Source organism: Paenibacillus sp. BR1-192 (assembly GCF_029542445.1).
Taxonomy (GTDB): Bacteria; Bacillota; Bacilli; order Paenibacillales; family Paenibacillaceae; genus Paenibacillus_AQ; species Paenibacillus_AQ lautus_A.
The window spans coordinates 4,629,568-4,653,677 of record NZ_CP120718.1 but is presented as its reverse complement, the minus strand read 5'-3'; the positions used below and the strand labels follow the sequence as shown (position 1 = coordinate 4,653,677).

The window sequence follows — 24,110 nt, the reverse complement described above, 5'->3', positions numbered from 1 at the left end:
TGGTATTCGGCCATGCTTCAGGGGACGGGTCTTTTGATTTTTTTACAGTCTTATTTCTCGATATGTTTGAACACCGTGTCATAGGTCGTCTGAATATAGTCCAGCGACTGACCATGCAGCACGATATTGTTGACGAGCGTGATGAGCAGGAACAGAGCCATGATGCCGGTGAGGACTTGTTGAAGCCGGAGGCTCTTCGTCTTGGCAATGAACAGCGCAGCAAGCACGAACAGCGCAAACAGATAATGTCCTGCGTAGAGGTAGAGATCGTAAGCATATGTGGCCAAACCGAACCCCACGATGATGTGCAGCAGAATGGCGAACAGAATATAGATGGAAAATGCCCAGGTATCCCGGGAACGGATGCCCCTGATGAAGGACAGAACGGCTAGGAGCAGTACCCCGATCCCGACGATATGGACATGGATCGGATACGGTTTGGCCAGATCTGTCACGAACGCCGCGATTCCCGGATCGATCATGGCAAGCTCAGGCGACAGGATCGGGCTTACAAACAGCATGTAGAAGACCCGGGAATGATGCTCCCATGAAAAGGGCGAAACATAGCTGAGCGCACCATTCTGCACGCTTGAAAACACGTTCGCGATCCATGACTTACCGGAGAACAGCAAGTGCTGAAGCAGGGTGACGATCACCACCATTCCCAGAAAAATCAGCATAATGATGATAAACCTTTTGAACGTATCCATTCGGCGTCGATCGAACAGGCTGATCAGCAGCGCTCCAGCGAACGTTGCCACATTCGTGGACGTGATCCCGAAATTAATCAGGGCCAGGGAGGCATTCGGCATGACGGCATACCGGTCCTCCAACCGGCTGTAGTGCAAATAAGCGGCCGAGAAAATGATCATGAATTGGGCATACGCGTATGAATCCGGAATGAATGCCGTGAACAGCGAATATGAGCTGATACCGAAGAAAGCCGCCGTTACGAAGGACAGCAGCCAGCCGGCTCCGCTTCGCCGAACGATGTAATAAACCAAAGCTGCACTAAAGGCGTTCAAGACGGATTGAATCAGAAGATAAGGGAGGTTGGAGCTCCCGATCATCGTTGTTAGCGGACTCGTCAGGAAATTAATGAACGGATGGATGATCGAAATATTTTCCGGTCCATATTCCATCGAAGGGTCGAAGTTAAACAGGTTCAGCGTAAAGGGCGCACCGTAGAAGGGGCTGTGAGGCATCAATTCGGCTGCGTGATCCTTGATGTATGTCACGAAGGGAAGGTTCATGAATACATACCATAAGGCAAGGCAGACGCTTAGCCCGACCGCCGTGTAATTATCTTTTCTATTTCCAAATAAATAACTGAAAAAAGTCATGTTTTTCGTTCCACCAATCTATCCGTGATATGTATTGAGATTCGGCCTAGCGGCATTCGTTTACCAGATCAGCAGCAGCAATCCGGATATGATAAAGGCAACGCCGGCGATTTTTCGAATGCCGATGGTTTCCTTGAACACCAGTTTGGCAAACAGCAGCGCCCACAGGAACGTAAGGGCATTGGCCGGCATCACCAGCGTATACGGAAGTTTCCCCAGCAGGTAAATGTTTAACAAGGCTCCCAATCCGTAGCTAAGAAAACCGATCAGCAGCAGCTTGATTCGTTTACCCGCGGTATATCCTTTGAAGAATACGCTGCCCAGCGAGCCCAGCAAGGTCATTAGGAGCAGAAGCAAGTACAGCGGCACGTCACTTTTCATAGGAGGTTAATGTCACCCCGATTCCAAGCAGGGCCACGGCGGCCAGCTTTTTCAAGGTTAACGGCTCATCCAGAAAGAAATCCCCGTAAAACAAAGCCACGATATAGCTGATGCACATCAGGGGATAAGCAACGGACAGCTTCTCCAGGGTAAACGATTTGATCATGAGGATGGCTCCCAGGCCGTAACAGACAAATCCGATTCCCATAAACACCAAATTGGCGTGTCCCCATTTCCAGAACAGCTGGCCGGTCGCCGTCAAAAAAGCCGATAAGACCATAAACAGCTTGCCTAGGTGGCGCGGGGCACTCTGCGCTTTTACTTGTTCCATGTTAATCCCTCGCATCCATGGGCGGACTTTTGATTGATCAAATATTTGTGCTTAACAAGCCGAAACATCGGCAGGTCGGATAAGGAATCGGAGTACGCGCAGGAAGAGTCGTAATCAATGGCCATCCGCTGCTCGCTTAAGTATTCCTGAATCCGGTTCACTTTCTCCTCCCCCTTGCAGTTGTTTCCTTCAATCATCGACGTGAAACGCCCATCCCGAACGGATAATTTCGTGGCAATGACCGCGTCGACGCAGGGCAGCTCCGCAAAATATCTCATGTAAGCGTCGGGGGACGCGGTTACGAGCAGGACATGATAGCCCTCGCTTTTTTTTAGCTGCATTTCCTTCAGCGCATTCGGGAAGATGGCAGGCTTCAATTCCGTTTCGTAAAAATGCTTCAGGTCGGCGTCATCCATATGGCGCATTGCATGAAAATAAGCGCTTTTTGCCTTTTCGGCTTCCAGGAGACGGAGCTTGTAGAGCACGGAATGCAGCACGACTTTCAGGATGACTGGTGTCGTGGCCGGGTGTTTTCGTATGCCGTACTTCAAAAATCGAAACATGGAGTCCGTATGGATGACCGTTTTGTCGATGTCAAAAATAGCGAATTTCTGATTCATGAAATTTCCCTCAATTGCCGTTTTTTTAATTACTCAAAATAGATCAATATTCCGATAACGCTGATGACATAGAGGACCACGGTGACCAGGATGTGCGAGTCCTCCAGGAGCACCCGGTCCGGGGCACCGCCCTTTTTCTCGATATGAATCAGATAAAGATACCGAAACATCCCGTAGATGACGAGCGGAATGGTCCACATAAGATGAACGGTCCTGCCGGACGTAAAGGTAAAGAGCGAATAACTGATGATGGTTGCCGTTGTAACGATGCTGCTCATCTGGTCGAGCAGATCAAACGAGTATTGATCAAGCACCTTGCGGTGAGAGCCCTTGTCATGCTGCAGCAGATGAAGCTCATGCCGTCTCTTGCCGATCGCCAGGAAGAGCGATAGCAGCATGGTACATAAAAGGAACCAGGGCGTGAACGGGACGTGAATGACGAGCCCGCCTGCGATCGCGCGCAGCACAAACCCGGCCGCGATAATCATGATGTCGATGATGACAACATGTTTCAGCCGGAAGGAATAAGCTACGTTCATGGCAAAATAGAGCAGCAGTAATGCGGTAAACAGCGGATTGAGCAGATAAGAGACGGCCAGCGAAGCGATCAGCAGCAGTATGCCGAACACGACAGCCAGCTTAGGCGGGAGTGCTCCCGAGGCCATGGGCCGGTATTTCTTCACCGGATGGTTGCGATCCGCTTCGCGATCGGCATAATCGTTCACAATGTAGACGCAGCCCGAAACGAAGGACAGCAGGAAGAAACCGATCAGGGTTTCAACAAGCGACCCCGGATTTACCGTTTCAAACGAGAAGAGGGGGGCTGCAAATATTAACAAATTTTTGGTCCATTGCTTCGGCCTTAGCTGCCTGAAGAGCAGCATGGGAAGCTGCTTTAACAGGGCAGCGGCCGATTCGGTATTCGTTGAAGACAATTGTGTTACCTCCTGATACATCCTAATTCTTAGGGGATTACGGGAAAAGCCGTTAAAATACGATAGCTATCATACCATAAAATAGACTATATATGGTAACGGCCCGTCCGGCATGGTACTTAAATATAGAACAAATAAACCTCCCTTAAGGTTCATGAAACCGGCAGGGAGGTTTTTGGCCTTTATCCTATTTACCTATATAAATAACAGTTGTTCCGTGAGACTTCACGATTTGCCGATAAGTAAGGACAGCAGGCCGGCGGCAATAAGCGGGCCGACGGGCACGCCGCGGAACAGGGCTACCCCGAGCACGGTGCCGACGAGCAGGCCGGCGACTACCGTAGGGTTGCTGCCCATCAGCGTGGCTCCGCGTCCGCCCAGATATGCGACAAGCATGCCGACGGCGATGGCCAGAAGCGACTTCCAATTCAGGAAGGATTCGCCGATCGTTTGGAGACTCATTTTGCCGCTCGCCAGCGGAGACATCACGCCGATGGTGAGAATTATGATGCCGAGGGTCAGCCCGTATTTCTCAAGCCATGGGAAGGCTTGCTGGAAGCCGGTGACGCGGATGAGCAGCAATGCCAGCATGGCTATGGTCACGGCGGAATTGCTGCTGATAATGCCCAGGCCCGCCATAGCCAGCAGAATGAGCGAGGTTACGTCCAATGGAGATCACTCCTTATGATTTAGATATCAGAAAGTATGAATTACCGATGAGCAAGCCTTCCTGATATCGCAATAAACATCAATTGCACGCGGGTTGTCTTCCCAGAATGTACGCTTTGGAAGACGTTGGTTACACCTTTGTGCCCAGATGCTCCGCGATCAATCGGCCGTGCAGCCTGCCGGTTTCAATGAACACCTCATTGGCATTGCGGCCGGACGCAATTACGCCGGCGACGTACAGTCCCGGAACATTGGTCTCCATCGTATCCGGATTATAGAGAGGTTTCTCCATATCTTCGTCGAGCTGAACGCCGGAAGAGGCGAGCAGTTTGCGATCAGGACGGAACCCGGTCAATGCCAATACAAAGTCGTTTTCGATGATCGATTCCTGTCCCTGATTCGAAAGCACCGTAATGGAGGACTCCGCGATTTGAACGACGCGGGAGTTCAGATGAAGCTGGATATGCCCTTTTTGAACCATGCTGTCGAACAGGGGCCGAACCCAAGGTTTGATGTTCTGCGAGACTTCCTCGCCCCGATAGACCATCGTAACCTCGGCCCCGACACGGATTAGCTCCATGGCCGCATCCACCGCGGAATTGCTGCCGCCGATGATCGCCGTTTTCATGCCGGCATAAGGATGGGCTTCCCGGAAATAATGGGTTACTTTCTCCAAGTCTTCACCAGGAATGCCAATATAATTCGGATGATCAAAATAACCCGTAGCAATGACTACGTGTTTGGCTTGTCGAAGGGCCTCTTCACCGCCGCGTCGCCGCGTCTTTACTTGAAAGCCGCCGTCAGGCTGCTTGGCAATGGTGAGGGCTTCTTCGTATGGGGAAATATTCAGGTTAAAATGTTTGGCGACCCGGCGATAATAGGCCAGCGCCTCGTGCCGGTACGGTTTGTCATTCGATATGGCGAACGGAACTTCTCCGATTTCAAGCATTTCAGCCGTGCTGAAAAACTGCATATGGGTCGGATAGAGATAAATGGAATGGACTACGTTGTGTTTATCAATGATCTCGCAGCTGAGGCCCTGGCGGCCGCACTCAATGGCAGCTGCTAGACCGCATGGGCCTGCGCCGATAATTAAGACGTCGAGCATGATGAACCTCCTTATGTATTAACCTTACGCTATCTATCAGCATTATAATCCTACAGCAATTATCGCGATAAATCCAGAATGCAGGCGATCGCACTCCCGTCCGAGCGGGCCTGATGCAGAAAGAGATTGACAAACAATTGCAATTTAATTAATATCTAATTAGATAAACATTAAATTAGAAATTGGTTAAATTGTTTGTCGAAAAGGAGGAGTCCAGCATGGAACAGACTGCCCGAGAAGCCTACAAAGCATCCGTTCTTCGCAGTTTTATTGCTAAGGACGGATCCTTGCGGTCCATCCCGGCACAGTATAAAAAGAAGCTTGTCATCATGGAATTTTTGGTGGAGCAGTTGGAGGCGGGGAGGGAATATCCGGAAAAGGACATCAATGCGTTTATCAAGCGCTTTCACGAGGATTATGCGACGATTCGGCGAGAATTTATCAATCATCGATTTATGAGCCGGGATCAGGAAATCTATATTCTTAACCCGCGCGAGGAATGGACGCAGTGGGATGCGCTCTAAACGAAAGCAAAAAAGCTGCCTTCACTGATTGGGTCAGTGAAGGCAGCTTTTGCGAAGTGCTATATGAATACGTATAAGTTCAATTAAAATCCGGCAGCGGCCTTTTTAACAAGCTCAAGACCGTTCTGAACGATCATTTCCGCTTCGTCAGGGAACTGGTTGTGACCTTCGATGATGAGGGTTTCGATATCCTGCACGCCCCATTGACGAAGATTGCCCATAACGAAGTTGACAGCCATCTCTGCTGCAGCCATAGGACCTTCGGAATAGTTGCCGCCGCGTGCATTCAGGATGACGACTTTTTTGCCGGTCACGAGACCTACCACGCCTTGCGGTGTATATTTAAACGTTTTGCCTGCTTGGTTCAGGTAATCGATATAGGTATGAAGAACGGCAGGGACGGTCATGTTCCACAATGGGAAAGCCAGCACGATTTTGTCTGCGGCAAGGAATTGGTCAAGATATTTGCTGACATTGGCAGCAGCCGCTTGCTCTTCAGGAGTAGCTTCCAAACCCTTGGCAGCTTTGAACATACCGTTGATGGCTGTTCCGTCGTAATATGGAAGATTCTCTGCGAACAGATCAAGCTCCGTGATTTGATCTTCCGGATGGCTTGCTTTGAAGGATTCCAGAAACTCATGGTACATTTTTACGCTGACCGATTGCTCGATCGCTCTGTTGTTAGCTTTGATGAATAGTACATTCGACATGTATGAAGACTCTCCTTGTTGTATAGTTTACTTTATAAATTATAGTATATTTCATTTCTATCGTTTGTCAACAATGCCTCAGTGTACGATATCGATATTACCGGAGTAGGTTTCCACTTGGATGGTATCGGTTGTTTCCTTCAATGACTCCGGCGCCGATATCGATCCGGTGAGCGACTTAAGGTCATAGAAACCGCGGAATGAAGGGTCAGGCTGCACTTTCACTTTGCCCGATCTGCACAGGATATTCACCGACGAAACGCCGAGCAATCCTACGTTTACATTGCCGGAAGTGACCTCGATGTCCACGGGGCCTTCCATATCTTTCAATTCGACGTCTCCTGAATGATTGACGAGGTGAGCGGAGGCCTGAATGTCGGAGCCGCGAATACTGCCCGAAATGTTCTCTACGTTCAACTGGTCAGCTACGATTCCGTTCATGTTGATATTGCCTGACTTTACGGAAATGGCAATCGACTTGGACGAAGCTCCGCTTACCTGGATGTTATCGGATAACGTTGATAAATCGAGCTCCTCGAGTTTCGTGCTTGTAGGAAGGACAATGGTTATTTTCCCTTTCGGCGAATGAAAGTCCACGCTCATAAACTGAAACGAATCAGCCGTAGTCAGATCCAAATCGATTTCTTGACCTGCAGGCTTAAAAGCTTCAAGGATATCGACATGCTCCGGCTTTAATTTGCCGTCAAAAGCGATATACCCGTTATCATCGCCGCTGTCCTCAAAAACGAAATTGACATTCATTTTGCTGGTGATTGTTAATTTCTCCAAATTCACGGCATCCTGCAGATCCCATCGGTTCTGGTAGCTGACCAGTTCTTCCCCGAATTTAAACTTGTTCGCAGCCATGCCGATGATTCCTACCAATATAAGTGCGATTGCTAAGCTGAACAACCATTTTCTGTTCACTGTGCGTCACGACCTTTCAACAAACGTGTATTCCATCTGGAGTACCTCAAGGTTAACGATAACAATCCAACCATGGCCGAGCGTGTGGCATATCCGAGGAAGATGCCGATTCCGATCAAGGAGATCGATAAGAATAATTTAGCCGGATAAAACGTTCCATTCAGGATGTAATCGAGCAGAACGAGCACCGGGCTCAGCAAGGTTGCCAGGGCTCCCAGAGCGATGGCGACGCCACCGGACCATAATGCCGCAAGGAACGGGACGGTCACTAATGCACAGAAGAACAAACCGGTTCCCACCGCATATTTGCCTATGGCAAACGGTCTTCTGACCGCCGAGGGAGCAGGCATTTCCATATCCACGTACCGGTCGCCTAAAGCTTCCTTCGCCATCTCAAAAGGGTCTCCCAACTCCCGGGCAATCTCCTCTTCGGAACGCCCATTCTGCATGCCGATGACAAAATGGGACTCTACATCCTGAATGAATTCCCGGCGTTCCCCCGGAGGAAGCGCGGCAAGGCGAGATTCCAAAATCGAAATAAACTGTTTTTTAGTCATACAAATTCCCTTCCTCTATCAAATTGGTCACGTTGCTTACAAATGCTTGCCATTCCTTCACCATAGATCGCATATAAATCACTCCGCTGTCCGTCAGCTTATAATATTTACGGGGGGGCCCTCGCTCGATTCCTGGAGGTAGGTGGTGCAGTAGCCTTCATTAACAAGCCTGCGAAGGAGAGGGTACAGGGCGCCTTCGGCTACCTCGATATGCCGGGAGACGGCTTGAGCCAGCTCGTAGCCATATTGGTCCTTGCGATGGATCAGCACAAGCACGCAGAGTTCAAGAACGCCTTTTTTGAATTGAATACTGACATTCATACGGCGATACCTCCTTTCGTAAATTCATGTTCATGCTGTTATCATGAGGTAGTAATTAATATTCAGTAGTGATCTACAATAAGATATCACTTAGTACTGAATAATGCAAGGTACTGATCATAAAATGGGTTAGCATCAAAAAACGTCGAACCGTGAGAAGCTTTGTATAAGGGCGGAAGTCTCGTTTAATCTTGAAAAGGCACGGTTAATAGAAGTTATCAGAACATAGGGTCGTTTTTCCAAGACAAGAATGGAGGGATGAACAGTATGTCCATCGATCGGTTTATATTAAAAAAGCTGAGTAATTGCCAGGAGATCACAACGCGGAGAAATCTCGTGAAATTGTTCCAGATCCGAATTCAGCGGGCGCAGATAGCCGAGGATCGTTATTACGGGTTATAATGGAGACAAACAAAAAAAGGGCTACCCCCTTTTATTAAAAGAGAGATAGCGCAAGAGAGTCGTTTTCGCTTTTGCTGTGTAGAATTGCCTCGGATCCCTCGATTTCAATGCTGATGAGGGAGTTGAGGCATTTTTGCAGCGCCTTTTTTGCCGGTTTGGATTTTATGGTCAAGCGCGCTGGTTAGCAGTTTCAATACCTTTTGAACCGGCTGCTTGCTATCCGTAGTAAAATAAACGGGAACCGGCTTGTTTTGGAACATGATCAGTGTTTTCATATCAATCACCTCACGAAAGTTTTTTCATGATATTTGCATTATAAATTGCCAATCTTAAAATAACCTTAAATTCATAGAATTAATCAGCATCATTTTTATGAGCGTGACATTTTTGTGAACGACGGGATTTTACCGTCGAAAAACCCGGATTTCCCCTATAATGAATACACAAATAGTTCCTCGGAACCAACAAATCCGCATCGAAAATAGGAAATAGGAAATATGACACAAATTGACAGAACAGACCCTGGAATGATATAGTTACAATAATGTAACTATTTTTTGCAACTATTGAAATAGGTGATTGGGCTTTCAATATGGAATAAACATAGGATTACCATTTTGAGGAAGGCAGGTTGACCAGATGATACTCACCGTGATCAGCGGTCGAAACGAAGAAGATTGGTTTGATATCGACGTACCCGATGAATGCTCCATTGAACGGTTGAACGAGCTGCTGGGATTACGTCTTTTTCGCGAACCCTCGAGTGAAGGGATTCAATATATATTAGAAGCGAAATTCCCGGAAGGCTTGTGGTTTACGGTAGGCGGCCACTCTAACCTGGTTGAAGCGGGATTGAGGGAAGGCTCCTACGTTCGGTTGCAGCGCGCATTCTCGACAACCACCGATGAAGCTCCTGTCTATGGCAGAAGATCGTTGTTTCAAGAGAGTTGAAAATGGGTAAGTAACCCATTGGTTTTAACTGAAACAGCCAAATACATAATTGTACATTTCAGATGCTTTGGATTAGGAGGAAGTGACATATGAACGTGTTGTACCAACGTTCGCCGCGCATTAGACCGGCTTTACCGAATGAAGACTTGGAAATTCTGAGACCACCGTCCGAGCCAAGCAAGCCGTCGTTTTCCATGATTGCCATCATTATCCCGATTATTATGACGGCGGCGACGATCGGTTTCTATGTCTATATGAACGTAAGCGGTAAGATGGGGAATCCCAATTACATGATGTTCCAGATGCTCTCCATCTTTATGATGCTGACATCCTACACGCTGCCGTTCTTCATGTATTTAAGCAACAAGAAGACCTATCAAAAGAACCTGGCCGAACGGAATCAGAAGTACCGGGCTCAGCTTGACGTGCATCGGGAAGAACTGAAGGAGCGGCAGGAGGATCAGGTCCATATTCTGTTTGACATCCATGGGGATCCGGACGTCTGTTACAACGTTGTGAAGAACCGGAGCAGCAGTTTATGGGAACGTTCCCCGGAAGATAAGGATTTTCTGGAGATTTGCGTGGGCAAGGGGGAAGTGCCGTTTCACATTAACGTGAAGCCTCCCCGTGCGGACGGGTATGATAAGGACCCGTTAATCGAAGCGGCCGAATTGCTGTCATCCGAGTTCCAGACGGTCGACGATGCCTCGATTGCACTGCCGTTATTCGAATCCAAGGTCATCGGGATCGTCGGCGGAAGAGAACGCGTATTAAACATGCTTCGCGTCATGATGGCCCAAACCGCCGTCAGGCACTCGCCTGACGAAGTGAAAATCGCCGCCTTCTACGAGGAGAGGGAAGCAAGCGAATGGCAGTGGCTGCGCTGGCTGCCCCATACGTGGGATGATGACCGTTCCAGCCGCTATCTTGCAGATCGACGGAGCAATGCGCATCAGCTTGCTGATGAAATATTTACCCATTTATACCGGCGTAAAAACAATCGCTCCGAACATGGAAAAAAATCGATTGAGACGCCGGCTTACGTCGTGATCCTATCCGCAGCCCAATTGATTGAGGAAGAACCTCTGCTGCCTCTGTTGATGGAAGATGCCGATGCGGCTGACTCCGTCACCATCATCTTGTCCGACCGGAAAGAAAGCTTGCCGATGCACTGCCAGCTTATCGTCGAAGTCGATCGGGAGCAGGCGGCGTACACGATTAAGAAACCGGACGGCACCGTCTCCAGGCAATCCTTCCAATCCCATCATATCAGCAGGGAACAGGTCGAAGCATTGGCCCGGTATATGGCGCCGATTCGGCTGAAACGGTCTTCTGCATCCGATATTCCTAGCGTTTTGGCACTATTCGAGATGATGGATATTCAGAAAATCAACGATTTGGACGTGTCCAAACGCTGGCAGCAGAACCGATATCCGGATTCATTGCCCGTTCCCATGGGTGTGCGGGCGGGCGGAAAGAAGATTAATTTGAATCTTCATGATAAAATAGAGCGTCAAGGTCATGGTCCGCATGGCCTGATCGCGGGAACGACCGGTTCCGGGAAAAGCGAGGTTATCCAATCCATCGTTGCTTCCCTGGCATCGGAGTTTCACCCTCATGATCTGGCATTCATGCTGATCGACTATAAGGGCGGCGGCATGTCCAATACGTTTGTGAACCTTCCGCACGTCGTGGGCACCATAACGAATTTGGACAACAATCTGATCGAGCGGGCGAAGGTGTCGCTCAAAGCCGAATTGGTCCGCCGCCAGAAAATATTGAACGATGCGGGAAACCTGCAGCACATTGACGAGTATTACAAGCTGCTGCGCAATCGCCATGGCGAGCCGCTCCCGCATCTCGTCATTATCATTGATGAATTTGCACAGCTGAAGAAAGACCAGCCGGAATTTATGGATGAATTGATCAGCATCGCCGCAATCGGGCGAACGCTGGGTGTCCATTTGATCTTGGCGACGCAGAAGCCGGCCGGCGTCGTGGACGATAAAATTTGGAGTAACTCGCGCTTCCGCATCTGTCTTCGGGTACAAAGCGAGGGCGACAGCCGCGACATGCTGAAGATTCCGAATGCAGCCTGGATCAACAAGCCCGGACGAGGCTACTTCCAGGTGGGCAGCGATGAAGTGTTTGAAGAAATGCAATTTGCTTGGAGCGGCGCTCCTTACGTTGAAGAGAAGGATACGCCTGGCGCTGTCTCCATCCGCGAGGTCCGGATCAACGGGAAGACGGAACCGCTGCTTGCGTCGACTCCGTCCCTGGGAGCGCATCTGGAAGTGCCCAAACAGCTGCAGGTGTTTATCGACCATGTAGCGGAAGTGGCCAAGGCGCAAGGGATTGAGCGGCTGCAGGGGCCTTGGCTTCCACCGCTTCCGGAGAGCCTGGATTTGGAGACGGTACAATCCAGCATTGAACAGCCGGCTGCGTTCGGCGATTCGGCACTCGTGTCCTATGTCGGAATGGTTGACGATTTGCCAAACCAATGCCAGAAGCCGCTGGTGCTCAATCTGGAGCAAGGCCACTGGGCCGTATACGGGATGCCAGGACTCGGAAAGACGACCTTTATTCAAACGATGCTCATGTCGTTGGCAAGTCGATATACCCCGGACTTTTGGCATGGATATATCGTGGATATGGGCCGAATGATGCGGGACTTTGCAGGACTGCCGCATATCGGGGGAGTCATGACGGCAGAGGAAGATGACCGGATCAAGCGCCTGTTCCGTTTTCTTGCGAAAACGGCCGCTGTACGCAAAGACATGATCGCCGAGGCAGGCGTGAAGACCGTTGCGTCCTACCGCCGTGGCAGCACGGAGACGGTTCCACAGCTGGTCGTGGTTATCGACGGTTATCTGAACTTTAGGAATTCCTATCCGGACGAGAATGATATGCTGGAATACCTGCTGCGGGAAGGCGGCAGTCTGGGCATCACGTTTATCATCACGGCGAACCGGATTTCGGATATGTTCGAGAAGGTGCGGAGCAATATCTCGCAAGCGGTATCGTACGAGCTTGCCGATCCGGCCGACTATTATTACGCGGTGGGTCGTCCCACGAGAGCCCCGAGCCAGCTTCCGCCAGGAAGAGGGCTGGTCAAAGGCCAGGTGCCTCCGCTTGAATTCCAGACGGCACTTCCGGCTTCCGGCCAGGAGGAGGGGGACCGTTCGGCAGCCCTTCGCGACAGGATTCGGGTACACCATGAATCATGGCATGGCGAGGAAGCCCCGCGGATCGAATCGCTGCCGGACAAGATTCCGCTCCATCAGCTGCTTAAGGTGCAAAAGCCTTATGAAGCGGCCGCAACGGTGAAGTATCAGGTGCCCGTCGGGGTGGCTACGGATGATCTGACTCCTTTTGCGATCAATCTGGAGGATGGGCCGCATTTTATCGTGGCCAGTCCAATGGAAGGCGGCAAGACGTCATTCCTTCTTAGCTGGATGCTATCGCTCGCATATCATACTTCTCCGGATGAGCTGGAGATCTATACGGTGGATACGCGCTATGGAAGCAGCGGCCTGAGCCGGATGAACCATCTCCCGCATGTCCGCGGCCACGCGGAGAATGAGGAGGATCTGGGGCCGCTTATTACGAGCCTTTATGAGCGGGTACAGACCCGGTCGAAGGAGAGCGAGGACCCGGCCATCCTGCTCATGATTGATGACGCCGACGTTCTCAGCAAGCAGCTTTCGGATTTCACCTTGAAGGACCAGCTGTCGGCCATCGTCAGACAGGGAAGGGACCGCAGGGTTCATGTCGTCATTGCCGGCGTGCCGGCGGATTTCCCGACGTATGGCGTCGACTGGTTTACCGATATCAAAGCTGCTCAAAACGGATTTTTATTCGGAACCTTGGATTCCAACGATTTATCGTTCTTCCGGATTCCTTTTTCTGAATCTTCTAATAGTCCTGGAGGACTAAAAATACTTCCGCCGGGACAGGGGTACTACGTAAAACGTAAATTTTCCAGAATAAAAGGCGCAGTTCCGTTCGATGAGGAATGGAACGCCCAAAGATGGGTCACAGAAATTCGCGACCGATGGCATGTTGTAGTTTGAGGGGAGGTGGCTCATAATGTTGACAATTCATGCTTCCAAACAAGAAACGATCACGCTGAATGACAAGGAATTTTTCTTCTTGGCTGGAATTATCGGATCGGACCGATTACTTGGTGTTGAAGATCCTTTTGTAGGATATTTAACGGAAGAAATCGCGGTTGAGTGGGAGAAAACCAAACAATCGCTCCTAAGCAAGCAATATTTGATTCAAGAGGAAGGCGGGGAATTGTCGATCCCACCCGAAGTCTTCTCACGAGTGGCTATTGCCGGTCTTGCGGAACGTGCGTGCTGGTTGAAATATGAAAATCAGGATTCGGCGTTTGAAGGATATTTGCATGTTACTGACGAACGGGTAATACAAGTATGCAGAAGCGATGAAGACAACCGGTGTTACATGCTTAGCGAACTCGGTACCATCGAACAAACCTGCGATCAACTGGTGCAGGATCTGGCCCTCAGCGACCAAAACTGGGGAGATATTCCGGCATTGTTGCTTAGCCGGAAGGAATTCGGCGATATCTATACCTCGGTTACCGAGCATAATTGCGACGATATCGGCGATCGGTTGGCCAGATTGACGGACGATGCGGAAGGTTCAATCGCTTTGGCGAAATGCATGAAGAACAAGGTATCTTCGGGGGAACTCCAGCTGTCGATTTGGAACGGAATCAGCTGGGAAAGTCAAAATGCAGCATTTATAGTGAACGAGTCCATGAATTGGCTGCTGCGTATGAGCCTGGAGGGAGACCAGGACTGGCTAACCGCAGCGCCAGCGACCAAAGAGCAGTTTCGTCATATGTTACTCATGTGGCTGAAACAGTAACAGAGCCTGTATGAAAGGTGAGGACCAATGCGTATTTCTGTCGAGCCGGAGTCTCTCCGGACGTTAAGCCGTCAGCTGCAGCATAGTGGCGATGAATATTTAGCGATAACGAGAACGCTCAACCAAGCCATGGAATCCCTTGTTTGGGAGACGTCTCTCAAAGCGGCGGTTATTGATGAATGGCAGTCTGCCCGGAGTCTTGGAGAGCATCTGGGAGCTCTTCTTGCTCAGCTGGGCAAGCATCTTCAAAGCAAAGCCGATCAATTTCAAGAAACGGATCATCAATACCATACGATTTTGGAGCATGCTATCGTAAGCACCGTATCACCGACGGCTCTGTTCGCCGCTTCCGGGATGGATGGGCGCTCGTCCATACTTCCGGAATATGGTAACTCCGGCACGGTTATTTCGAACCCGAGTTCGGCAGCCGCAGCCGTGGGCATGACCAGCGGAGACAACGGGGGAGCGGCTAAACAGGCCGCATTAGCCGGGCAGAGCTGGACCTTTACCGATCCGTCTTCGTTTGGGATTGCCAACTAAATCCCTATTCCATTTGGGAAATTCGGGATGGAAAATGTTTCAAATTGGGACGTATAGGGTAACTCGAAATTAGGTCTGAGGACATTTTGATAAACCGAGTCTTCTGGGCTAAGATGTCAAGTGTCACCAGAAAACGAATTTCAAGGAGGTTACATAAATGGCAGGACGTATTTTAATTACGCCAGAACAAGTGGAGCAAGTAGCGAACCAATTTAAACAGAGCGGTGATCAAAGTCAGCAAATCGTTAACAGCCTGACGCAATCGATCAACGGAATGGAAGGTCAATGGGATGGTATGACGAAGCAGCGCTTCTTCCAGGAATTCCAGGAAGCAAGCCGCTTGATGAACTCCTTCGTACAAACGCTTGACAGCATCAGCAATGAGCTGAAGGCGATCGCTCAGAAATTCCGTATGGCTGACGAATCCCGTTAATATCATTCGGAGACTTTTGCTTTCTGATGCATTATAATAGTTTAATAGGCAAAATAAACCGGGTGGTAGGCAACCCGGTTTTCTTGCAATTTTGGATATTTAGAATGTAGTTAATCGTGAATCAATCGCGGTTTAATCGGTTAATAGAGTTATATAGCAAGGTAATGGGGTTAAGAGAGGGTGAAGTTCATGACATTTCAGCCAAACCCGGGCGATGGGATCGTTGTTAATGGAACGGCTTATACGGTAGGACAGCATCCGGCGGCACCGGGCGTAGCTTATGCCCAGGCTGGGAGGCAAGGGATCGTCTACCAGCTGATCCCCGTGAATGGGGAGCTGCATGAAGCCAAAGCACTTAAAGTGTTTTTTCCTAAGTTCAGAATTCCGGCTATGGTTTATCAATCCGAGCATATGGGGAATTATCGCGAGATACCGGGTTTGCAGGTAAGCAGTCGAGAGGTGCTCACTCCCGAAAGAAACGGAGATTTGATAGCGGAATATCCGGATTTGCTCTACGCGGTCATCATGCCATGGATTCATGGATGTACTTGGTTTGACGTTATAAGCGATCAGCGTAATCTGGGACGTTCCGAAAGCCTGATGCTGGCCAAGGCTTTGGCAGCCATCGGCTCAAGCATGGAGCAGCGTGGATTGGCGCATTGCGATCTGTCTGCGCCCAATGTCATGCTTCCGTTTTTTTCGGAAGTGAAGCTGCCTGAAGGCGCTGCTGCCGTGGAGCTTGTCGATGTGGAGCAGATGTACAGTCCAAAAATGGACCGTCCCGACGTTTTGCTCGCCGGCTCGCCGGGATATGCGGCGCATCGAACGGTGCACAGCGGTTTATGGAGTGCGTATGCCGATCGTTTTGCAGGGGCCGTCATCATTGCCGAGATGCTGGGGTGGAGCGATCCGGCTATCGTGAATCGGGCATGGGGCGAAAGCTATTTTGATCAGCATGAAATGCAGACCCCGTGCGAACGTTATTTTTTGCTTAAAAAATCGCTGGGTCAGCGTTGGGGCACACGGATCTCGGATCTGTTCGGCAGAGCTTGGGACAGTCAGGATTTGAGCAGCTGCCCTACCTTTGGCGAGTGGCTCATCGCTTTATCCTCGGTAAGTGAGGAAGAAGTGGTGGAAGAAGCTCCGGCTGCCGCCGCCACTGCCGCTGCGGCTGCCCAGGAGGACGATTCGGATGAATCCGGATCTGAACGTTCCCGGGAGGTGCCTGCTGACATCATGGCATCGCTTGGAATCGAGCCGGGCACGCGAGAGGTTAACGACAATGTAGTAGGACGCTTGTTTCATCAGGCGCGCGATTTGGAAAAGGCAGGCAATCTTTCCGGAGCATTGGAGATATTCCGTTCGGCGTATCACTTCGTAAAGAAGGACAGTCCGCTTGAAGTGGAGCTTGCGGCCGCCATACAGGGGCTGGAGGAACAACTGCGTCCCGCTGAAGAATCATCCAACAAAGGCATTAAAGCTTTGTTGTCATCCCGCAAATTCATGCTTTCTACCGCTGCGGCCATCGTGATCTTAGCGGGCTCCGCGATTACGGTGAATCAGATATTGGCTGAGAAGGCCGAGAGCCGCCAGATGGATGCCCAGCGTTTAGCGGAGCAGCAGGCCCAGGAGAAAGAAGAGGCTGCGCGCAAGCAGGAGGAAGAATCGCGGAAGCAGCAGGAGGAGGCTGCAAAGAAGGAAGCGGAGGCCAAAAAAGCCGAAGAGGAACGCCTGAAGGCGGAAGAGGCGAAGAAGGCCGAGGAAGCCGAGTTGGCGCGCAAGGAGCAGGAGAAATCCGAGCTTCAGGCAAAGTATGAGAAGCAGGCGAAGTATGAAGCTTATCTGGCATCGCTTGAGGAGAAAAAGAAAAAGCAGGCGCTGCAGGAGAAATATGATAATCAGGCAAAATACGAGGCGTATTTAGCCCAGCTGGAAGAGAAGAAGAAAAGGCAGGCTCAGGAAGAGGCAGCGGCCAAGGCGGAGGCGGAACGACAGGCTCGAGCGCGGGCCGCTCAGCAAGCGCAAGCCGCCCAGCTTCAGAAGCAGCGGTCCCAAAACGTTGTCGAACTGGTTGCCTTGTATAACAAGGCGTATAATGCGCAGGTGGCCGGCAACAAGGACCGCGCGAAGAATGCCGCCCGTGAATTCATAGCGCTATATAACAAGGACAAATCCTATTACAAAACGGTTGGCAAAATGAGCAGCCGCCTTAACAATCTGCAGCAATTCATCAGTGACGACAGCCACTGGATACCTAAACTGTAAAGAAGTAAACATGACAAATTGCAGGGGTGAATGTTATTCACGATGAACTATACCATTCAAGCATCACAGCGCACGCCAGCGCTCATTATATATCTGATTGATATCAGCGCGTCCATGAATATGCTGATGGAGGATCGAAGAAGGATTGATGTTGTTTACGAAGCATTATCCTTAGCCATTCGGCAAATGGTGTTTCGTTCCACCAAGGGGAACCGGCTGACGCCGAGGTACCGGATCGCCATCCTTGCATACAGCGATGACGTATATGATTTGTTAAACGGGATCAAGGGCATTGACGAAATTGCGGCGATCGGCTCGCTTCCGGATTTGACGCCGAAGCGTTTCTCCGATTCGGCCAAAGCGTTTCTTCAGGCCGAGAAAATTCTGCAATCGGAGATTCCCAACATGCAGGATTGCCCTGCGCCGCTCGTATGCCATATGACGGATGGCGTGGCCACGGGAGAGGACCCGGAACCGATTGCCCGCCGTATCATGAATATGAGCGTTCCGGACGGAAACGTACTGGTGGAGAATATTTTCATCTCCGACCATCTGATGAACCAGCCGATCTCCGAACCACGCCGCTGGAAGGGGATATTGGCTGATACGCAGCTTGAGGATGAACATGCGCGCAAACTCAAGATGATGTCTTCCGTTCTTCCCGAAAGCTATCGAGAAATGCTGGTTGAGGCGGATTATCAGCTGAGTCCGGGGGCCTTGATGATGCTTCCGGGCACATGCTCCGAGCTGGTGTCCATCGGGTTCCAGATGTCAGCCGCCACGCCGGTAAGGTAAGAGGTCACAACATGAAGCGATCATACGCTAGAAGCATGGAAACGTTGGGGATTCGCAAGCGGAAGGCTCAAGCAGCGTCGTTTTATTACGAAAGCAAGCAGACCGGGGAAGAGCCGCTTACGAAGATTAGGGATTTGTTCACATGTCGTTATGCGTATGGCAGAGCGGCGGAATCCGTCATGCTCTCCGAGACGGGCCAGGATTTCATTGCATTGAAAATGGATGAAGAGGTCTGCCATTTTGTATTGTGTGACGGCGTCGGCTTGAGTTACCGAGGCGATGTGGCTTCGCGCCTGCTCGGTCAGGGCTTGATGAACTGGCTGGATACGGTTGAAGAGCCCACGTCCTCATCGCTGGAGCGCAAGCTGAAGGAACTAACGCTTGAAGCAGATCGGGAAATGCGGACGCATTCGCTGAGCTCCGAAACCCCCAAGCTGCTGCGTGAAGTGCTGGAGGAGAAGCAGCGCAAGGGAAGCGAAGCCATGTACATATGCGGACGCATCGAGCGGTCATCGGGTTTTCGTCGAAAAGGCAGGCTGTGGCTTGCCTGGCAGGGAGACTCCAGGGTACGATTATGGCGTCAGCAGGACGAGATTAGTTCGATATTCGGAGACCGCTTCCGAACGGCCGAACGCTGGTCTTCCCGCACCGGACCGATCGGAGGCAGTCCTCACGTGTTTACGTGCAAGCTGGAACCCGAGACCGGTTATCGTCTTCAATTATACAGCGACGGGCTTACGGATCTGGACCCGATGAAGGAGCCGATTCCCGATGAGCAAGTGCAAGTATTAATGAATGCCCGCCATACAGGCGGCCTGGAAGATGATGCTTCCTTTCTGGAGATCGTATGGTAGTACAGAAATGACCGATTATCTCGCGAGCCGGACCCATGAGGTCCGGCTTTTTTTATTTGGATTCGAAGATAAACGGAATTGACGAGGCATTATTAAATGTGTATATTGTATATATACAATGAATACTTTATATACACATCATCAACATACAAAATCCTAATATCAGGCACTAAAAAGGCGGTGAAAAATTATTGCGATGATTCAGATTATTCTATCCCATTCCAGCGGCGAGCCGATTTACTTGCAAATTGAAAGACAGATCCGGCAGAGCATCATGCGCGGAGAGATGAAGCCGGGCGAGCCGCTTCCTTCCATCCGGCAGCTAGCCAAGGACTTGGGAATCAGCGTTATTACGACGAAGAGGGCATACAGCGAGCTGGAAGCCGTGGGCTTGATCGAGTCGATGGTAGGCAGAGGCTCCTTCGTATCGGGAGGCAATCAGGATATGATTCGGGAGCAGCGCCTGCGCCTGATCGAGGATAAAATCAGGGACATTCTCGAGGAATGCCGAAGCATTCCTATAGAGGCCGAGGAATTGATCGAGATGATCCATACAGTAAACAAGGAGGAATCCGAATGAAGCATGTAGACGGAATACAGGATCAGGATCAACCTGCAATGCAAATCAACCATCTGAGCAAGAAATATCCATCGTTTGCGCTGAACGACATTTCCCTTCTTATCCCTAAGGGATACATTACCGGATTGATCGGCCCCAACGGAGCCGGCAAGAGCACGCTTATCCGCTCCATCATGGGGATGATTGTCCCGGATTCAGGCCAGATCGTCGTGAATGGCCGGCGGCTTCGCTCGGACGATGCAAGTTATAAGGAAGAGATCGGTTTTGTTTCGGACGAGAATATTTTTTATGAGTATTTAACGCTGAATCAAATTATCCGCATGACGTCCCCTTTTTATAAACGCTGGAACAGCACCAGAATGGATCAGCTCATGCGGATGTTCGAGCTTCCCGGCAGAAAGAAACTAAAGGATTGCTCGAAAGGCATGAAAATGAAGTTTTCCATTGCGATGGCCATGGCCCATGATCCGCGAATATTGATTTTGGATGAGCCGACAGCGGGTCTTGACCCGGTATTTCGCAGAGAGCTGCTGCAATTGCTGAGCGATTTTATACAGGATGAGACCCGGACGATCCTATTCTCGACGCATAATACGGATGATCTGGATCGAATCGCGGATTACATCACCTTTATTCACCGGGGACGCATCGTGTTCAGTAACGGCAAGGATGAAATTATCGACAAATATGTCATTGTCAAAGGCAGCAGCGACCTGCTGGACGCGGATGTCCGCAAGCAGTTTACCGGCCTCAAGGAAACGCCGTACGGGTTCGAGGCTCTCTCGGCAAACCGGGAATCCGCGCACAAGCTGTTCGGAGACAGCGTGTTATACGAGCGGCCTGCCCTGGAGGATATTATGTATTACACTTCGAAAGGAGACGCTGTTCATGAGTCATATCGTTCCCCTCATTCATAAGGATTGGATGGTCATCCGTAAATATGCTTGGCTCTTTGCGATCTGGCTGGCGTTGTTTTCGTTTGGCAATGCCGTCGGCATCCTAGGTTATATGGTGGCCGGGATGATGATCATCGTCATATCGAATACCGATTTGCATCCGTTCCATAAATATTCCATGAGCTTGCCGATACCGCGCCGGGAGATTGTGTTGAGCAAGTATGTCTCTTCCCTCTTGTTTATGTTGATCGGGTTATTGGCGGGTTTCCTGGTCCAAATCGCTTATATCTGGTTAGGCGGGGATGGAGAAGGCGCTGTTCTTTATCAAAATATTGTGTCCGGCATTTCCTTGATCCTGTTTATAGCCGTGTACTATCCTCTCTATTATTGGCTGGGACCCAAGGGCGGACAAACGCTGAAGCTGGTGCTGGTAGCGGTGTTGTTCGCGATTACGATGGCTATCAATACGCTGTGGTCGGATGGCCTGCAAACCGATTATCTTTGGTATGGACTCGGCATATCCTGCCTGGTGGTTTTCGCTTCATATCAGCTCTCAGCCTATATCTTTTCGCGCACGGACGTGTAAGTCCAACCGGATCTTGCAAAAAATTAGAAATCATGATTATAAAACAACTCCTTTTGGGTAATCTTGTGACAGATGAACGCATAACGGATAACGACAAAAGGAGCGTGTTGGACATGAATGAAGGACACGGACGTTTTCATGGGAGAACGGCGATCATTACCGGTGCCGGATCAGGCATCGGAAAGGCGGCTGCCATTCAGCTGGCAAAGGAAGGCGCGAATGTGGCCTTATTCGATCTGTTGGATGACCGGACCCATCAAGCGGAATCGGAGATCAACTCCATCCGCGAAGGGGCGGCCAGAGCATTCGACGTGGATACAACCGATCCCGACCGGGTGGAAAAGGCAGTCCTTGAAACGGTGGAGATATTTGGCGGCGTCGATATTGTATTTGCCAATGCAGGGATCAACGGCGTCATGACGCCGATCGATGAAATGAAGCTGGAGGAATGGTCCAAGACGCTGAACGTAAATTTGAACGGGACGTTCCTGACGGTCAAATATGCAATTCCGCATCTCAAGAAGAGGGGGCAGGGCAGCATCATCATAACGAGCTCCGTCAATGGCACTCGAACCTTCTCCAACTTTGGCATGAGCGCCTACAGCACAACCAAAGCGGGACAGGTCGCTTTTGCGAAGATGGCTGCACTGGAGCTGGCTCAATTCAAGATCAGAGTCAATGTGATTTGTCCTGGCGCGATATCCACCAACATCGACCAAAGCACGAAGAAGCAAGGGGATCTGGAGGAAATCGTGATACCGGTTGAATATCCGGAAGGAAGTCAGCCGCTGGCAGACGGGCCGGGGACGCCGGAAGAGGTCGCCGATCTGGTGGCGTTCCTCGCTTCCGACCAGTCGAGGCATATTACAGGGGCGCAGATCTTCATAGATGGAGCGGAATCGCTGTTGTAATGTCGAAATGTTGTAAGGGATCGGATGTACCTGCGTGTGATCCCCTACATTTAGAACTTGGAATATCCCGCGAGCTGATTTATGATGAGAGGACGAAGGAACAGGAGGAGGCTGGACTTACATGAGCATCTTTTCCAGATTGGCTGAGCAGAAGATCGAGGAAGCGATCCGCAACGGAGAATTCGATAACCTGCCTCTTGCCGGCAAAAAACTCCCGATCGACGATCTTTCGCACATCCCGGAAGATTTGAGGATGTCCTACCGCATCATGAAAAACGCGGGTTACGTTCCTGAAGAAGTCACGCTTCGGAAGGAATGCGTCCAGCTCTATGATTTGCTCGGCGCTACCCGAAACGAGGGCGAGCAGGAGCAGCTCAAACGCAAGCTGAACGAAAAGCATCTTAGGCTGCAGTTGCTGCTGGAACAGCGGGGGCTAAGCGGTAACAGCGCGTTTACGCAGTATGAGTCCAAGGTCAGGGAACGATTGACCGGTAAGGAATAACATAACAGCGCCAGTCTTTCTTCTCGCCTCGAGAATGAAAGGGCTGGCGCTGATTGTTTTTCGCTAAAGTTAAAGCTCGAACAGCCGGTTTTTGACAGGATCCGTAATTTTTATGGGGTATGAAGAAACTTTCGATAAATCAAAAACAGGGATCAATTCCGCAGGAGTTACTGCTTCCGGGTGGTCCAGGAGCCCGGCTGTCCATGCCAGCCAGCCAGTTAAGCGTTCCGGCCCGATGCCCTGGCCGCGCAGAAAGGAGAGGCTGAGCCCGCGGGTTCTCTTGGCCAGCCGTTTGCCCTCCGCATCCACCAACAGCGGTGTGTGCGCAAACTGCGGCGGCTGATAGGACAGCGCTTCATACAATAGCAGCTGACGAGGGGTGGAGTCCAGAAGATCAGCTCCACGGAGCACATGGGTTATGCCCATTAGCGCGTCATCCACCACCACCGCGAGCTGATACGAAATGATATCGTCGGCCCTCCTCACGACAAAATCTCCGCCGTCGGATAGCCGGTAGCGCTGCACTCCGGCAATGCCGTCAACAAAGGAAACGATTCTGTGCGGCACCTTCATGCGCAGCGAAGGTTTCTTATGAAGCTCTTTCAGGGCAGCTTCCTCCCGGGTCAGCTCTCGGCAGGTTCCCGGATAGCGAAAGCCCTCCGATGCAATGCCATGCGGTGCGCTGGCTGCTGCCGTTATATCCGCCCGGCTGCAATAGCAGGGGTACAACATACTGGATTCCTTCAATTTGGCGATTTCCCGTTCGTACAACGCGTGGCGAGCAGCCTGATGATACGGCCCGCAGGCTCCGCCAACGCCGGGGCCTTCATCCCAATCCAATCCGAGCCATTCCAGATCTCTCATGATCTCGTCTGCGAGCTCTTGGCGGGAACGCTGCACATCGATATCTTCGATTCGGAGTATATATTGACCGTTCATACTCCTCATTTGCAGCCATCCAAGCAAAGCGGTCAAGGCATTGCCGATATGCATCTTACCTGATGGCGTAGGGGCAAAGCGGCCGCGAAATGTGGCTTGCTGCTCCATACATTTCACCTTCCGACTAATTGAAT

The 24,110-nt window shown here is 50.7% G+C and carries 26 protein-coding genes and 2 pseudogenes; 15 read left to right on the top strand and 13 right to left on the bottom strand.

The features are described 5' to 3' along the window. Positions 1-50: 50 nt before the first annotated feature. From P0X86_RS20765 to P0X86_RS20735, 7 genes are all read right to left on the bottom strand, one after another. Positions 51-1,343 carry a DUF6080 domain-containing protein gene (locus P0X86_RS20765; RefSeq protein ID WP_277746363.1) on the bottom strand — a complete coding sequence of 431 codons (1,293 nt, stop codon included), beginning with the start codon at positions 1,341-1,343 and terminating at the stop codon, positions 51-53. Between the two features lie 60 nt (positions 1,344-1,403). Further along, positions 1,404-1,724 carry an EamA family transporter gene (locus P0X86_RS20760; protein WP_096774462.1) on the bottom strand — a complete coding sequence of 107 codons (321 nt, stop codon included), beginning with the start codon at positions 1,722-1,724 and terminating at the stop codon, positions 1,404-1,406. Beyond that, positions 1,714-2,055, bottom strand: coding sequence for an EamA family transporter (locus P0X86_RS20755; protein ID WP_213579165.1), 342 nt, complete (start codon positions 2,053-2,055; stop codon positions 1,714-1,716). The genes P0X86_RS20760 and P0X86_RS20755 overlap by 11 nt, the downstream gene beginning before the upstream one ends. After that, positions 2,043-2,675 (bottom strand): HAD family hydrolase, encoded by a 633-nt coding sequence (locus P0X86_RS20750; RefSeq protein WP_277746362.1) that lies wholly within the window; start codon positions 2,673-2,675, stop codon positions 2,043-2,045. Before P0X86_RS20750 ends, P0X86_RS20755 begins: the two co-directional genes overlap by 13 nt. Positions 2,676-2,704: 29 nt before the next feature. Further along, positions 2,705-3,631 carry a decaprenyl-phosphate phosphoribosyltransferase gene (locus tag P0X86_RS20745; RefSeq protein WP_277746361.1) on the bottom strand — a complete coding sequence of 309 codons (927 nt, stop codon included), beginning with the start codon at positions 3,629-3,631 and terminating at the stop codon, positions 2,705-2,707. Between the two features lie 204 nt (positions 3,632-3,835). Then, entirely contained in the window at positions 3,836-4,279 is a 444-nt protein-coding gene (locus P0X86_RS20740) for a DUF441 domain-containing protein (RefSeq protein WP_015736251.1), read from the bottom strand. Between the two features lie 130 nt (positions 4,280-4,409). Next, the gene (locus P0X86_RS20735; RefSeq protein WP_096774459.1) at positions 4,410-5,387 is read right to left on the bottom strand and encodes a YpdA family putative bacillithiol disulfide reductase; all 978 of its coding nucleotides are present in this window, start codon (positions 5,385-5,387) and stop codon (positions 4,410-4,412) included. A gap of 218 nt (positions 5,388-5,605) precedes the next feature. On the opposite strand from P0X86_RS20735, the gene P0X86_RS20730 reads away from it, so the two are divergent. Beyond that, a complete protein-coding gene (locus tag P0X86_RS20730; protein ID WP_096774458.1) occupies positions 5,606-5,911 on the top strand; it encodes a DUF2087 domain-containing protein in 306 nt (101 codons plus the stop codon). An 83-nt stretch (positions 5,912-5,994) separates the two neighbouring features. On the opposite strand, the gene P0X86_RS20725 is transcribed toward P0X86_RS20730, so the two are convergent. The 4 genes and pseudogenes from P0X86_RS20725 to P0X86_RS20710 all read right to left on the bottom strand — a co-directional run bounded on the left by P0X86_RS20725 (position 5,995) and on the right by P0X86_RS20710 (position 8,426). Further along, on the bottom strand, positions 5,995-6,621 hold the full coding sequence (locus tag P0X86_RS20725; RefSeq protein WP_009590690.1) for an FMN-dependent NADH-azoreductase: 627 nt from the start codon (positions 6,619-6,621) through the stop codon (positions 5,995-5,997). A gap of 78 nt (positions 6,622-6,699) precedes the next feature. Next, positions 6,700-7,548 carry a DUF4097 family beta strand repeat-containing protein gene (locus P0X86_RS20720; protein WP_277746360.1) on the bottom strand — a complete coding sequence of 283 codons (849 nt, stop codon included), beginning with the start codon at positions 7,546-7,548 and terminating at the stop codon, positions 6,700-6,702. After that, the gene (locus P0X86_RS20715) at positions 7,545-8,105 is read right to left on the bottom strand and encodes a DUF1700 domain-containing protein (RefSeq protein ID WP_096774456.1); all 561 of its coding nucleotides are present in this window, start codon (positions 8,103-8,105) and stop codon (positions 7,545-7,547) included. Before P0X86_RS20715 ends, P0X86_RS20720 begins: the two co-directional genes overlap by 4 nt. After that, positions 8,098-8,426 (bottom strand): annotated as a pseudogene (locus P0X86_RS20710) (PadR family transcriptional regulator). The gene P0X86_RS20715 and the pseudogene P0X86_RS20710 overlap by 8 nt, the downstream one beginning before the upstream one ends. 267 nt (positions 8,427-8,693) lie before the next feature. Here P0X86_RS20710 and P0X86_RS20705 point away from each other — a divergent pair. Next, complete coding sequence (locus P0X86_RS20705; RefSeq protein WP_260871389.1) at positions 8,694-8,828, top strand: hypothetical protein; 135 nt, start codon at positions 8,694-8,696, stop codon at positions 8,826-8,828. A gap of 34 nt (positions 8,829-8,862) precedes the next feature. Here the strand turns inward: P0X86_RS20705 and P0X86_RS20700 are convergent. Beyond that, positions 8,863-9,103 (bottom strand): annotated as a pseudogene (locus P0X86_RS20700) (hypothetical protein). Positions 9,104-9,467: 364 nt separating this feature from the next. Between P0X86_RS20700 and P0X86_RS20695 the strand changes: the two are divergent. The 13 genes from P0X86_RS20695 to P0X86_RS20635 all read left to right on the top strand — a co-directional run bounded on the left by P0X86_RS20695 (position 9,468) and on the right by P0X86_RS20635 (position 23,037). Beyond that, on the top strand, positions 9,468-9,779 hold the full coding sequence (locus P0X86_RS20695; protein WP_277746359.1) for a hypothetical protein: 312 nt from the start codon (positions 9,468-9,470) through the stop codon (positions 9,777-9,779). 89 nt (positions 9,780-9,868) lie between these two features. After that, on the top strand, positions 9,869-13,852 hold the full coding sequence (essC, locus tag P0X86_RS20690; protein ID WP_277746358.1) for a type VII secretion protein EssC: 3,984 nt from the start codon (positions 9,869-9,871) through the stop codon (positions 13,850-13,852). A 16-nt stretch (positions 13,853-13,868) separates the two neighbouring features. After that, on the top strand, positions 13,869-14,675 hold the full coding sequence (locus P0X86_RS20685) for a hypothetical protein (RefSeq protein ID WP_015736243.1): 807 nt from the start codon (positions 13,869-13,871) through the stop codon (positions 14,673-14,675). Positions 14,676-14,702: 27 nt separating this feature from the next. Continuing rightward, entirely contained in the window at positions 14,703-15,215 is a 513-nt protein-coding gene (locus P0X86_RS20680) for a WXG100 family type VII secretion target (RefSeq protein WP_015736242.1), read from the top strand. Positions 15,216-15,372: 157 nt separating this feature from the next. Continuing rightward, entirely contained in the window at positions 15,373-15,648 is a 276-nt protein-coding gene (locus tag P0X86_RS20675) for a WXG100 family type VII secretion target (RefSeq protein WP_006211202.1), read from the top strand. A 189-nt stretch (positions 15,649-15,837) separates the two neighbouring features. Continuing rightward, positions 15,838-17,913, top strand: a complete 2,076-nt coding sequence (locus tag P0X86_RS20670) for a hypothetical protein (RefSeq protein ID WP_277746357.1) — start codon at positions 15,838-15,840, stop codon at positions 17,911-17,913. Positions 17,914-17,955: 42 nt separating this feature from the next. After that, positions 17,956-18,708 carry a vWA domain-containing protein gene (locus P0X86_RS20665; protein ID WP_036661656.1) on the top strand — a complete coding sequence of 251 codons (753 nt, stop codon included), beginning with the start codon at positions 17,956-17,958 and terminating at the stop codon, positions 18,706-18,708. 11 nt (positions 18,709-18,719) lie between these two features. Further along, positions 18,720-19,562: a hypothetical protein gene (locus tag P0X86_RS20660; RefSeq protein ID WP_277746356.1), complete on the top strand. Its 843-nt coding sequence runs from the start codon at positions 18,720-18,722 to the stop codon at positions 19,560-19,562. A gap of 196 nt (positions 19,563-19,758) precedes the next feature. Next, a complete protein-coding gene (locus tag P0X86_RS20655) occupies positions 19,759-20,142 on the top strand; it encodes a GntR family transcriptional regulator (protein ID WP_213579159.1) in 384 nt (127 codons plus the stop codon). Next, positions 20,139-21,059 carry an ABC transporter ATP-binding protein gene (locus P0X86_RS20650; protein ID WP_277746355.1) on the top strand — a complete coding sequence of 307 codons (921 nt, stop codon included), beginning with the start codon at positions 20,139-20,141 and terminating at the stop codon, positions 21,057-21,059. The genes P0X86_RS20655 and P0X86_RS20650 overlap by 4 nt, the downstream gene beginning before the upstream one ends. After that, complete coding sequence (locus P0X86_RS20645) at positions 21,031-21,624, top strand: ABC-2 transporter permease (RefSeq protein WP_192571322.1); 594 nt, start codon at positions 21,031-21,033, stop codon at positions 21,622-21,624. The genes P0X86_RS20650 and P0X86_RS20645 overlap by 29 nt, the downstream gene beginning before the upstream one ends. A gap of 113 nt (positions 21,625-21,737) precedes the next feature. Next, complete coding sequence (locus tag P0X86_RS20640; RefSeq protein ID WP_213579157.1) at positions 21,738-22,535, top strand: SDR family oxidoreductase; 798 nt, start codon at positions 21,738-21,740, stop codon at positions 22,533-22,535. 121 nt (positions 22,536-22,656) lie between these two features. Further along, entirely contained in the window at positions 22,657-23,037 is a 381-nt protein-coding gene (locus P0X86_RS20635; RefSeq protein WP_009590658.1) for a DnaJ family domain-containing protein, read from the top strand. A 69-nt stretch (positions 23,038-23,106) separates the two neighbouring features. Here the strand turns inward: P0X86_RS20635 and gluQRS are convergent, their stop codons facing one another. After that, positions 23,107-24,084, bottom strand: coding sequence for a tRNA glutamyl-Q(34) synthetase GluQRS (gluQRS, locus tag P0X86_RS20630; RefSeq protein ID WP_277746354.1), 978 nt, complete (start codon positions 24,082-24,084; stop codon positions 23,107-23,109). Positions 24,085-24,110 lie beyond the last annotated feature (26 nt).